This is a genomic window from Pseudomonas sp. FW306-02-D09B, from assembly GCF_058782685.1.
This window is the reverse complement of sequence record NZ_JBYSXY010000011.1, coordinates 12,538-25,239: the sequence shown is the minus strand read 5'-3', so window position 1 is coordinate 25,239 and position 12,702 is coordinate 12,538. Positions and strand designations below refer to the sequence as shown.

Genomic DNA, 12,702 nt, shown 5'->3' with positions numbered 1-12,702 from the left:
ATTAGCCGTTTATTAGCCGGCCACTTCCACCAATGTCTTGCGGGTGATCGGCAAATGGTGGAAGAGCTGTTGCGAAGAGGCCTGGCGTCCGGCACGCGGCAACACCCTCCCGGCGGACCCGACCCCCAACCGGCGCAACACCGAAGTCCACTTGCCCGGCATCGGTGCCAGGGATTCATAGCCCACCCGCACCCGCTGCCAATGCTCGGCCAACGACTGCGCACCGCCTGCGGCAATCTTGCGCATGTAGGCGTCAATCGCATCGGCGGCCCAGGCCGAGTGCCCGGTGGAGACGTTGTCGATGGTGTTGTGCAAGTCCACAAAGGCCGTGCTGAAACCGTAATGACGCAGGAAACGCCGCGCCAAACGGTAACTGCCGCCCACGCCAGATAATTCCATCGCCAGGTTCATGCCGAGCGTCTCCGGCATAAACGTCACCGGCAATTTGCCCAGGCACAGCCAATACACCGGCAAGCGGAACGAGTCCTCGTCCAGACGCGGGTCTTGGGCAAACTCAAGACTGCCGGTCGGCGCCAACTCGTGCCCCATCTGACGCAAACCGTCGCGATAAATCTTTGGATGATTCAACGCGTAAACGCCGTTGCCCAGTTCATCCCAATAGGTTTGAAACAGCGCATAGCCAATAGGCGAGGACGCCAGGTCAAAGTCAGTGAAACCCTGCAACCAAGCGCCGTCGATTAACGTCAGGGGCGCCAACTGTAGGGTCGACTCGACAATTTCTTCACGGGTCGGCAGTTGTTCTGGATCGCTTTCATCGAACTGCTCGCCGTTCTGGTCATGTTTGTCCAGCAACCAAGAGCGCAACACGTTCACGCCCCAGTACTCAGGTAGCGGACGCCCGGAAGTCTCCAGCGAACGGCTTGAGCGCTCCAGCCAACGCGTCACGTAGGCGTGGGCAAAGGCTTGGGTGGTTGGCCCGAGCGCGCGCCCCTGCAAGACAAAGTAGGCCTCGCGCAGGCTTTTCGGCCAGTGACCGAGAGACGTATGGCGGGTCTCGGCCAGGGAGCGGATAACGCTTGCATCGGTAGGGTTGATGATCGACTGTCGAGGTAAGGGTTCGCTATGTACTGCTTGGGGCAGCCAGTCGATCCATTTACGAATCACACTCAGGTCGTCGTCGCTGAAGATTCGGAACATACGCCCGGTCGGCGCAACCAGGCTGGTGACCAAAATACTTTTCTGTGCATTGCCGGGCACGATCAAGCGGCTGCGCGACAGGACGTCCAACAGCGGTAGCGGATCGGTTTGCGCATCCTTGAGCCACTCGGAAAGGCTACGTCCTTCCACCAGGTAATTCTGGTGATAAACCGCACCAACCCGAGCCAGCCGCTGGATCAGTTGCGCCATCGCATACTGCGGTGACGAGGCTACCAGTGCCGCGTTGTAGAGCTGGGCATTCCAGCGCCACAGCGCCGAGAACAACCAGGTGGCACCCCGGATCAGCTCGGCATGCCGGGCTTCTCCCTGAGCGGCGACCTGATTGCTGATCCACTGCGCGATCGCCAGCGGCGAGGTCTCGTCCAGCCCCCCGAACGGCTCGTTCAAATCCAGCCGCCGGATGTCCAACGGCAGGCTTTCAAGCTGCCCCAAGACGGCCCAGCCAGGGCAAAGGCCAACCGTACGCAGCGCCCAATCAATGCCGCAAAGCACATCGCCAAACTCATCGCTGCGACGGCTGAGGGCCAGCAACAGCGCGGGTAACTCAAAGGCCTCATCGCTTAAGTCGGGTAACATCGAAAGTTCGAAAGGCGCTACCGCATAGGACTTCAGTTCCAGCTGACCAAGTAGCGCCTTGAAGTGATCGGCGCGTGAGGCCCGGGGGCGGCCCACGCCGACGTCATGAGCAAACAGCTGCATGATTTTCAGCTGTGCATTATCTTCGAAGACCCCGGGCGCACTCATGCCTTGCAGCCAGCAACCCAGAATCGACGCCATCGGCGCCGAGTAAATAGCCAGCGCCTGGGCAAATGTCTTGGCATTCCCGTGTTGCGCAGCGGCAGCGGCCACGGCGCTATAGGCCGTGCCCTGTTCGACCCGCCAGCAGTCGATCTGTTGCGCCAGTTCCGACAAGCCAGGACTGGCTTCACCGGTAGCTGGCGCGCGCGCCTGCATCAGGCTTTTGAGATGCACATCATCCAAAAAGCTTTCGGGACTGATCGCCGAGCGATACAGCTGGCGCCACACATCCCCCGCCCTTGCGTGATTTGAAACCGAGCCATCCATTGCCAACATCCTGTTCAGTGCAAGTGACGTTAATAAGCGAACGTCAGAACATCGGATAAATGGAGGAGTCCGGCTTTTTCTTCTTTTTACCGAAGAGGCGTTGGATAAATTTTTTGATCGATTTCATCACAGTTTCCCTTTAGTGAGTGGCATCAAGAATGAGCTTTGAAACGAGGTCATTGCCTTTGTCGGTGAAGTGAATCCGGTCGACGAACTGCCAGTCATCCGGGCCCAGCGCTTCGGCCAGTAACGGCGTGATATCGACAAAGCCCACACCCATTTTGTGCGCCCCTTCGCGCAACTGTGCGGCATAGGCTTCACGTACACGGGTCTGCAAAATATCGCCATACATCTCAGTGAAATTTCCGGCCTGATCCAGTTCGGCAAACAGTTGCTCCTCTTCACTGCAACCTTTTGCCCGAATCCAGCCGGCCAGCGGTTGCAAAATGAAGGTCAGCTTCGCACCCATATCCTTGGCCAGGGCGCGCCAGATATCCAATTGTTGCAGCGTCAGGTTGGCCGCGTAGTCGATCTGCTCTCCCATCGACGGCGGAGCCGGTGGCTCTGGCTCCTGGGTCTTGCCGAACAGGTTGGTGAGGCTCCACGAGCTGTGCGTTGGCTGCTCGGGCGCGAATGCACTGAAGAACTGATGGCAGTTGAAAAAGGCCCCGTGCTCGCCGCGGTACTCCTTTGGCTGGCGTGCCAAGCCGAGGTTGTTGAACCCGGAAAACAGCACGATCTCATCCACCTTTGGCAGCAGGTGGCGGTTGAGCGTGAAGAGCATCAGTTCTTGGGTTGAGTTGAAACTGCGACCGCCGAAGTTCAGCCAGCGTTGACCGCGCGGATCGTTCGCCGACAGGCGCGAAGACAAGGTGCAACTGTCGGAACTGGCACCGATACCGAATACTGTAGAACTGCCGGCCAACAGGCGAACACTGCCGCTTTTGTCGCAATCAGCCGCCGAATACTCGACGCCCAGAGATTCAGAGTAGCGAAAGCCCACACTGTCAGTGTTGACCACCGGCGAGCGGTGGTTGGCCGGATGGAAATACATCAAATACGGTAACCAGCGAACTTCGCCGCCGTCAGTAAACTTTTGCTCGTATTCAGCCATCTGCGGAGTGAGTGTCATCCTTGCCGTCATACCGCCTTCATCCTCATCAGTAATCGCTGATCATGTGCCGGAAGCGTTCTAAGCCGCTGCCAGACGTCTGAATTTGTAGGATTTTTCCCAAAACACGGGGCGCCGCCTTGGAATGTTGCGACTAGCGTCTCTACTGGACATTCCTGCACCCCAGAAGAACTATCATCCCAAGGTGTCTGTGTGTATTGCAGATACAGCACCGGCTATTTTTTTCAATACAGTTGGCTTTTTTTGGCGAAAAATATTTCAAAATAAGTCCAATCTGTAGCTTCTTAAGCTACAGATGACACGCTACAGTCAAATCCATGACTCTCTATCTGAACCTCGCCGAATTCATCAGCAGCCGCATCGAGCAGGGCCTTTATGGGCCAGGCGAGCGCCTGCCCTCTGTGCGTACGCTAAGCCAGGAACACGGCGTCAGCCTGACCACCGTGCAACAGGCCTATCGCGTACTTGAATCTTCGGGGCTGGCGATACCGCGCCCCAAGTCCGGTTACTTCGTGCCGACTGACCGACGCATGCCGGAACTGCCGCAGATGGGCCGCCCGACCTTGCGGCCGGTGGACATTTCCCAGTGGGACATGGTGCAGGAGCTGATGCGCTTCGAACAAAGCGCCAGCGTCGTGCAGTTGGGTTGCGGCATGCCGGATGTCACCGCCCCTACCCTCAAGCCGCTGCTCACTGCCATGGCGCGCATCAACCGGCGCAGCGACAGCCAAAGCCTGCAATACAACCACCTCCAAGGGGTGCCGGTCCTGCGCGAACAAATCGCCCGGCTGGCCATCGACTCCGGCTGCCGCCTGATCCCGGCCGAGATCATCGTCACCAGCGGTTGCCAGGAAGCCCTGTCAATCGCCATCCGTGCGATTTGCGTGCCGGGCGACATCGTTGCCATCGCCTCCCCGAGCTACCACGGGATGATGCAAATCCTCAACGCCACCGGTTTGAAGGCCTTGGAGATTCCCACCGATCCAGTGACCGGAATCAACCTGGAAGCCCTGGAAATGGCCCTCGAACAGTGGCCGATCAAAGCCATCCAGGTGACCGCCAACTGCAACAATCCGCTGGGCTACATCATGCCCGACGACCGCAAGCGCACCCTGATCCGCCTGGCCCAACGCTTCGATGTGCCGATCATTGAAGACGACATCTATGGCGACCTGTCCCATCGTTATCCACGGCCGCGCACGCTGAAGTCCTTTGATGAAGACAACCGCGTACTGCTCTGCAGTTCATTTTCCAAAACACTGGCGCCTGGCCTGCGCGTCGGCTGGATTGCACCGGGGCGCTACCTGCAACAAGTGCTGTACATGAAATACATCGGCTCCGGCACCACCGCGACCCAGCCACAACTAGCCGTCGCCGAATTCATCGCCAAGGGTAACTACCTGCTGCATCTACGACGCATGCGCAAACAATACAAACGCAACGGCGACCTGATGACCGAATGGGTCAGTCGTTACTTCCCGGCAGGCACCCGCGTCAGCCAGCCGCAGGGCGGCTTTACCTTGTGGGTCGAACTGCCGGAAGATTTCGACACCTATTCCCTCAACCGCCTGCTTGAAGCCCAAGACGTACAAGTCGCCAACGGCAACATCTTTTCGGCGGCTGGCAAATACCGCAACTGCATTCGGCTCAACTTCGCCAACGCACCTAATCGAAAAATCGAAATGGCCGTGAGCAAGGTCGGCCAGACCATCAGCCAACTGATACACCTGGATTCAGGTTTCGGGCCTCCGGCACCCAACGCTTAGCGTTAAACGGACCGCATAGCATCGAAGACGGGGCGGAATCTCCGACAGAACGGCTTCCGCAGCGCAGAGATCGGGTCGTTGGGCACCGAGTTTTTTTGGCGGTAATGCAGGGGTGACGATCATCGAAGAGATCGAACATCTGCGGCATGGAGTCGACGTTTTTGGAGAGTCTGGTCCTTTGTGCCCGCTGGTATCCAGATTGGGTTTGGATGATCTCGAACGCTGGCTTGTCAGTACGCTCAATAGACTGAGCGAGAGGGCGGGGGAACAGAAACACACCTTCTACCAAGGTGCCTCTCAAGCTCATTAGGGTCGTTACGAAAACTCGCCGAGCGGCGATCAAGCAAGTTTCCTACAGAGCCTATGGGGAGTGGTACGACCTGCGGGACGAGGGCTGCGCGCCCTTGATGGCAACGACCGGGACACGTAGTTCGGGTTGTGTGATGTCATAGACCTGCAGTTCACACCCTTCCCCCCTATCTACGAAGACAAACTCCGCCAGATAGACCTTTTGCTTCTCGGGAATAAAGGTACTTGTGATCGGCCCACAGGCGTAATACGACGAGACGGTCGGATTGGCGGTTACCTTTTTCTCAAACTTGTTCTTCGACGAGTTGAATACATAGTCTTCGTTGTAAAGCGTCCGATAACCCGGTGCCGGAATCTGACTACTAATCGTCGATGACCCGCCCACCTGCAAAATCTGGCCGGGATCGGCCTGTATTTCCAGCTGGGGGAAATGCTTGGAGACCGCGCTGCTGAGACGACTGAACCAGCCGCCGACTTTATTGCGAAACGGTTTGACTACTGTCCCCAGATGATCGGGACGTGTATCCGGGTCGTTACCTCGGACCACTTCAAAATCTACTGGGTTGGCCGTATCGCCTGATGCCTGCATGATCACTTTGGCATGTTGATCATCTACGGTGACCTTCTTCTGCTCCAGCATGATGCCATCTGTCCAGAGTGTCGGCGCAGAGCTACGAAAGTCGGAACCGCAGCCGCACAACCCCAAAAATAGAACCGTCGTGACAACTGTCTTCACTGCGCTTCCCTGCGTTGAACTGCCGATGAGCTTCCAGGTAAGTAGCTCTTCCTGAAAGCAATAACAAAACGCCACTATTGCGCAGAACCATAACCAAAGGGAACCGCTGAAGCACGGGAATTTCACCCTCGTTTATTGGAAACTCCAAAGCCTTCTCGTCAGAGCCTGCTTTTTACGCACCGAAATAGAGCGCCAGTCCCATAGCGGTCCCATATCGCCTTTTTTCAGACGCCAAAAACCACAAACCCCCGACTTTCTCTAGGAAAATCAGGGGTTTGTGTTTACTTAATGTGGCGGTGAAGGAGAGATTCGAACTCTCGATACAATTTCTTGTATACACACTTTCCAGGCGTGCTCCTTAAGCCACTCGGACACTTCACCGTATCTCTTCAAACATGTTCTGTCTGTCGAGGCGCGCTAATGTAGTCGAAAGCTTTTCCGATGGCAAATATTTTTTTCAGAATTTTCATGCGGTTAAGCGATTTACGAGTTCGGGCGGGTTTGGAGGCATGGCAAACCTGCCAATCTTCGGCCGGGTGAATGTTTCTATATAGAGGGCAATGCGCGGTACGTATGGCCGGCTACGCTGGGCGGGCGTGAATTGGCTGACTGGCCGGTCAGTCATGGCGCTTTACCTGGCCTACGACGGTGGGTAACGTCTGCCCCACTTCAATACAAGGAATAGCGTCATGAGTGAGTTGATTTCCTACCACCTCGAAGACGGTATCGCGACCCTGACCTTGAGCAATGGCAAGGTAAATGCCATCTCGCCGGACGTGATTGCCGCGTTTAATGCTGCGCTGGATCAGGCGGTGACGGATCGCGCGGTGGTGATCATCACCGGTCAGCCAGGCATTCTGTCGGGCGGTTATGACTTGAAGGTGATGACGGCCGGCCCTAAAGAAGCCGTGAGTCTGGTGACTGCCGGTTCGACCCTCGCCCGTCGTTTGTTGTCGCACCCCTTCCCGGTGATCGTCGCGTGCCCAGGGCATGCGGTAGCCAAGGGCGCTTTCATTCTGTTGTCGGCCGATTACCGGATTGGCGTCGACGGCCCGTTCAGCATTGGCCTGAACGAAGTACAGATCGGCATGACCATGCACCACGCCGGCATTGAGCTGGCCCGTGATCGTCTGCGCAAGTCGGCGTTCCACCGCTCGGTGATCAACGCTGAAATGTTCGATCCGCAGGGCGCTGTGGACGCTGGCTTCCTCGACAAGGTCGTTTCTGCCGAAGAACTGCAAGGTGCCGCACTGGCCATGGCGCGTCAGTTGAAGAAGATCAACATGACCGCGCACAAGAACACCAAGCTCAAAGTACGCAAGGCCCTGCTGGAGACACTGGACAACGCGATCATCCAGGATCAGGAACACTTGGTTTAATCCCGAAAGCGCAGCAACGAAAAGCCCGACCGCCGAGTCGGGCTTTTTCTTGGCTGATCTGTTTACAGTCCCTCAGCCGCTCTACTCCGCATCTGACGCTATCAGTCTGAAACATGCGCTTAAACATCGCCTATCTCCTACCTCTATAGCAGCAATTGCCGAAAACAGTGCACATCCGTACACTGCGCCACCTTTTGTCCCGGCGGGCCTGTAGATGCTGTATCTGTTTCGCATGTTATTGATGGGTCTGCATTTTGCTGTAGCGGGTGTGCTCGGTGTGGTGCTTGGCCTGTGCCGACCGTTCAATCCGGATAACAGTCGTTTGTGCGCGCGCCTTTATGCCTGGCCGGCGATGTGCATTTTGCGATTGCGGGTGAAGGCCGACGTCGCTGGGCTGACGAACAAGACCCAAAGCTGCGTGGTGATCGCCAACCATCAGTCCAACTACGATCTGTTCGTGCTGGGTAATGTGGTGCCGCACCGCACCGTGTGCATCGGCAAGAAAAGCCTGAAGTGGGTGCCGTTGTTCGGGCAGCTGTTCTGGTTGGCCGGCAATGTGCTGATCGACCGTGGCAATGCGCACAAGGCTCGGCAGTCGATGCTCACCACCACCAACACCTTGCAGCACAAGGACACCTCGATCTGGGTGTTCCCGGAAGGCACGCGCAACCTGGGTGAAGAATTGCTGCCATTCAAGAAAGGCGCGTTCCAGATGGCCATCGCTGCCGGGGTGCCAATCGTGCCGGTGTGCGTCAGCAGCTACATCAATCATATGCGCCTGAACCGCTGGCGCAGTGGCAAGATCCTGATCCGCTCGTTGCCGGCGATTCCTACTGCCGGCTTGAGCATGGACGACATGCCGATGCTGATCGCCCAGTGCCGTGAACAGATGCGCGAGTGCATTGAATCGATGGATCGACAGCTGCAAGCAGCCTGAATGAAGCCCGCCTCGTGCGGGCTTCTTTTTGCCGGCGAACTTCGCTGATTTTGCTGACTCTCAAGCTTAAGAGCAGGATAATCTGGTCATTGCCTGTCATTGCCATTTGCCAAGAAGAAGTGAATAAGAATTATGGGTAGAGTCGTTGCGGCTGCGGTCTACAGTGCCGGTAAGAGAGTCACCGATATCACCCTTGATGAGGGCGCCGCCTGGGCTGCAAAACCAGGCCACTTTGTATGGATCGGCCTCGAAGAGCCGAACGCCCAGGAGCTGGCCAACCTGCAACGCCAGTTCGGCCTGCACGAACTGGCGATTGAAGACGCCCTTGATAAACACAGCCGATCGAAGCTGGAAACCTTTGGCGATGCGCTGTTTATCGTCACGTACTCGCCGGTGCGCCATGAGGGCAAACTGGAGTTCATCGAAACCCACATCTTTGCCGGCAAGGGTTACATCATCACCTGCCGTAACGGTCACTCGGCGTCCTATGCGCATGTGCGCCAACGCTGTGAGGCGCGTCCGCTGTTGCTTGAGCACGGCGAAGATTTCGTGCTCTACGCCCTGCTCGATTTCGTCATCGCAAACTATCAGCCAGTGGGCGAAGCGATCCATAGCGAGATCGATGAGCTGGAGCGCAACGTGCTGTGCAGCACGCTCAACGAAAAGGACATTCAGAACCTTCATGGTTTGCGACGCGACGTGTTGCGCCTGCGCCGTTATGCGGCGCCGATGGTGGAGATCAGCGAAGAGCTGCAGAAGCTGAACTTCCCGTTTATCGACAAGAACATGCGCCCGTACTTTCGTGATGTGCAGATCCACGTCACGCGACAGATGGAGGACCTGACGACGTTACGCGACATCGCCAGCCAGACCATCGAGATCGGTGTATTGCTGGAAGCGGCCCGACAAAGCGTGGTGCAGCGCAAGTTTGCGGCCTGGGCAGCGATTCTGGCGTTCCCGACGGCGGTGGCCGGGATCTACGGGATGAACTTTCAAAACATGCCGGAGCTGAGCTGGCACTACGGCTATTTTGTGGTGATGGGGTTTATGACCGTGGGATGTTTCACGTTGTGGGCGAGCTTCAAGCGGTCGGGGTGGTTATAACGGCTGGATGCATGGCGAGCGCTTCGCGCTCGATCGCGGGCAAGCCACGCTCCCACAGGGTTTAGGTGTACCTGTGGGAGCGTGGCTTGCCCGCGATGCTTTCAGGATTTAAACCGATTTGGTTTCGGGTTTGTGGGCTACAAACCGCATCATCCATTCGGCAACGGTGGTGCCGTGGTGCTCATTTGCCAGGCTTTCAATGCCTTTTTGATAGACCTGTTCGCCAAGGTGTTGCTGGCGAATTTCCAGCAACGCCCGCGAGTAATCGTGAATGAACTCCGGGTGGCCCTGGAAGCACAGCACCTGGTCATTGATGTGATACGCGGCGTACGGGCAAAAGTCACTGGACGCGATCACCGTAGCGTTTTCCGGTAGCGCGGTGACCTGATCCTGGTGACTGATCAGCAGGGTCAGCTCTTCCTTCACCGGGCTCATCCACGGCGCTTTGGCGGCCAGTTTGTACTTGTGGGTGCCGACCCCCCAACCCTGGGTCGCGCGCTCGCTTTTGCCACCCAGCAGCAGCGCCAGCAATTGATGGCCAAAGCACACGCCCAGCAGCTTGTCGCCGCGCTCATAGCGCGATAACAGATAAGTCTTGAGGGTTTGAATCCACGGGTCGGTGCCGAACGAGTCAGCCTTGCTGCCGGTCACCAGGTAGGCATCGAAACTCAGGTCATCGCTTGGGTATTCGCCCTGCATGACGTTGTAGACAGTGAATTCGGCAGCGATGGGTTGCTGCGAAAACAGACGCTGGAACATCTGCCCGTAACCCTGATATTGATCGACCAACTCTGGACGCAGGATGTCGGTTTCCAGAATGCAGATGCGTAACGACATAAAAAATACCTGACACGATAGAGGCGATAGTGCACACCCAGAGCCTGCCTTGAAACGCGGGGTCAGGCAAGCCCGGTGCGCACCGCCAATCCGTCAGAGCGACACCCTCAGAACAACGCGCCCTTCGCGGCTTTTTCCAGCAACAAAGCCGGCGGTGTGAAGCGCTCGCCGTACTGCTCGGCCAGGTATTGGGCACGGGCGACAAAATCCTTCACGCCGTATTGGTTGATGAACTGCAACGCCCCGCCCGTCCAGGCGGCGAAACCAATGCCGAAAATCGAACCGATGTTGGCATCGGCCGTCGACAGCAGCACGCCCTCCTCCACACAGCGCACGGTTTCGATGGCTTGCACAAACAGCAAGCGATCACGTACATCCTGTGGCGATATCTGTCCGTCAGCTTTCTCGAAACGCGTTTTCAGCTCTGGCCACAAATGTTTCTGTCCACCGGCCGGGTATTCGTAGAAACCACCACCTGCGGCCTTGCCGGGACGCTGGCATTCGTTGAGCAGCAGATCGATGACGGCAAACGCCGGGTGCGCTGGCAGCGGTTTGCCTTCGGCTTGCAGGTCCTTGGCGGCCTGCTGACGGATATGGCTCATCAGGCTCAGGGAAACTTCGTCGGAGATCGCCAGCGGACCTATCGGCATTCCAGCCTTGCGCGCCTCGGTCTCGATCATCGGCGCCGAGATACCCTCACCGAGCATGGCGATACCTTCATTGGTAAACGTGCCGAAGACTCGCGAGGTGAAGAAGCCACGGCTGTCGTTGACCACAATCGGGGTCTTCTTGATTTGCAGGACGAAATCGAAACCACGGGCCAGGGTTTCATCGCTGGTATTGGCACCTTTGATGATTTCCACCAGCGGCATTTTGTCGACCGGGCTGAAAAAGTGCAGGCCGATGAATTTCGACTGATCCGGCACGGCGGTCGCCAGACCACTGATTGGCAAGGTCGAGGTGTTGGAAGCAATGACCGCATCGGCACCGACGACTTTTTGTGTGGCCGACGAGACCCTGGCTTTCAGCTCGCGGTCTTCGAACACCGCTTCGATGATCAGGTCACAGCCCGCCAGATCGGCGTCCTGCTCGGTGGTCTTGATCCGCGCCAGGGTGGCGTCACGCTGCCCTGCGCTTAGCTGGCCACGGGCGACTTTTTTGTCCAGCAGTGCCGCCGAATGAGCCTTGCCCTTCTCGGCTGCCGCCAGGTTGATGTCCTTGAGCACCACGTCGATACCGGCCACGGCACTGACGTAGGCAATCCCGGCGCCCATCATGCCCGCGCCGAGCACTCCGAGTTTTTTCGTCACGTGCGGCGCAAAACCCGCAGGACGCGAGCCGCCAGCGTTGATCTCGTTGAGCTGGAACCAGAAGGTGCCGATCATGTTCTTCGCTACCTGGCCGGTAGTCAGCTCGGTGAAGTAGCGGGTTTCGATCAACTGCGCCGTGTCGAAATCGACCTGAGCGCCCTCAACCGCGGCGCAGAGGATCTTCTCCGGCGCCGGCAGGCAACCCTGGGTTTTGCTGCGCAAAATCGACGGCGCGATGGCCAGCATCTGCGCGACTTTCGGGTTCGACGGTGTGCCGCCGGGAATCTGGTAACCGCTCATATCCCAAGGCTGCTTGACCGTCGGGTTGGCAGCAATCCAGGCGCGTGCCTTGGCCAGCAGTTCATCTCGATCCGCCGCCAGCTCATCAACCAAACCCGCTTGCTGGGCTTGTTGCGACCGGACTTTCTTGCCTTCGAGCAGATACGGCAGCGCCTTCTCCAGCCCCAGCAGGCGCACCATGCGCACCACCCCACCGCCGCCCGGCAACAGCCCCAACGTGACTTCCGGCAAACCGATCTGCACCGACGAATTGTCCAGTGCAACGCGGTGATGGCAGGCCAGACAGATTTCCCAACCGCCACCCAGCGCCGCGCCATTGATTGCCGCGACCACCGGTTTGCCGAGCGTCTCCAGAGTCCTAAGCTGAGCCTTGAGCAGCAACACCATGTCGTAGAAGGCTTTGGCTTGAGACTTGCTGACCTTGATCAGCTCGTTGAGATCGCCACCGGCAAAGAAAGTTTTTTTCGCGGAGGTGATGATCACTCCGGCAATCGAGTCCTTGTCGGCCACCAGCCGCGCAACGCAATCAGCCATCGCCTCGCGGTACACCGCGTTCATGGTATTGGCGCTCTGGCCCGGCATGTCGATGGTCAGGACGACAATCTGGTCCTGACCTTTTTCGTAACGAATGGCATCAGTCATAAAGGT

At 57.7% G+C, this 12,702-nt stretch carries 9 protein-coding genes and 1 tRNA gene; 4 read left to right on the top strand and 6 right to left on the bottom strand.

Going from position 1 to position 12,702, the window contains the following annotated elements:
• Nucleotides 1-12: 12 nt before the first annotated feature.
• Nucleotides 13-2,205: an iron-containing redox enzyme family protein gene (locus AC3WK5_RS18530; RefSeq protein ID WP_103315405.1), complete on the bottom strand. Its 2,193-nt coding sequence runs from the start codon at nt 2,203-2,205 to the stop codon at nt 13-15.
• Nucleotides 2,206-2,383: 178 nt separating this feature from the next.
• The gene (locus AC3WK5_RS18525; RefSeq protein ID WP_103315406.1) at nt 2,384-3,388 is read right to left on the bottom strand and encodes an SGNH/GDSL hydrolase family protein; all 1,005 of its coding nucleotides are present in this window, start codon (nt 3,386-3,388) and stop codon (nt 2,384-2,386) included.
• 305 nt (nt 3,389-3,693) lie between these two features.
• On the opposite strand from AC3WK5_RS18525, the gene AC3WK5_RS18520 reads away from it, so the two are divergent.
• Nucleotides 3,694-5,142, top strand: coding sequence for an aminotransferase-like domain-containing protein (locus AC3WK5_RS18520; RefSeq protein WP_103315407.1), 1,449 nt, complete (start codon nt 3,694-3,696; stop codon nt 5,140-5,142).
• Between the two features lie 361 nt (nt 5,143-5,503).
• On the opposite strand, the gene AC3WK5_RS18515 is transcribed toward AC3WK5_RS18520, so the two are convergent.
• A complete protein-coding gene (locus AC3WK5_RS18515; protein WP_103315409.1) occupies nt 5,504-6,187 on the bottom strand; it encodes a hypothetical protein in 684 nt (227 codons plus the stop codon).
• Between the two features lie 291 nt (nt 6,188-6,478).
• Nucleotides 6,479-6,568 (bottom strand) — tRNA-Ser (locus AC3WK5_RS18510).
• Nucleotides 6,569-6,876: 308 nt separating this feature from the next.
• On the opposite strand from AC3WK5_RS18510, the gene AC3WK5_RS18505 reads away from it, so the two are divergent.
• The 3 genes from AC3WK5_RS18505 (at nt 6,877) to AC3WK5_RS18495 (ending at nt 9,607) form a co-directional block, all read left to right on the top strand.
• Complete coding sequence (locus tag AC3WK5_RS18505) at nt 6,877-7,566, top strand: crotonase/enoyl-CoA hydratase family protein (protein WP_054593306.1); 690 nt, start codon at nt 6,877-6,879, stop codon at nt 7,564-7,566.
• A gap of 214 nt (nt 7,567-7,780) precedes the next feature.
• Nucleotides 7,781-8,503 carry a 1-acylglycerol-3-phosphate O-acyltransferase gene (locus AC3WK5_RS18500; RefSeq protein ID WP_103315410.1) on the top strand — a complete coding sequence of 241 codons (723 nt, stop codon included), beginning with the start codon at nt 7,781-7,783 and terminating at the stop codon, nt 8,501-8,503.
• 132 nt (nt 8,504-8,635) lie between these two features.
• Nucleotides 8,636-9,607 (top strand): magnesium and cobalt transport protein CorA, encoded by a 972-nt coding sequence (locus AC3WK5_RS18495; RefSeq protein ID WP_103315411.1) that lies wholly within the window; start codon nt 8,636-8,638, stop codon nt 9,605-9,607.
• A gap of 108 nt (nt 9,608-9,715) precedes the next feature.
• On the opposite strand, the gene AC3WK5_RS18490 is transcribed toward AC3WK5_RS18495, so the two are convergent.
• Together AC3WK5_RS18490 and AC3WK5_RS18485 are read right to left on the bottom strand one after the other, a co-directional pair.
• Nucleotides 9,716-10,444, bottom strand: coding sequence for an amidotransferase (locus AC3WK5_RS18490; protein ID WP_103315412.1), 729 nt, complete (start codon nt 10,442-10,444; stop codon nt 9,716-9,718).
• A gap of 107 nt (nt 10,445-10,551) precedes the next feature.
• Nucleotides 10,552-12,696: a 3-hydroxyacyl-CoA dehydrogenase NAD-binding domain-containing protein gene (locus AC3WK5_RS18485; protein WP_103315413.1), complete on the bottom strand. Its 2,145-nt coding sequence runs from the start codon at nt 12,694-12,696 to the stop codon at nt 10,552-10,554.
• Nucleotides 12,697-12,702 lie beyond the last annotated feature (6 nt).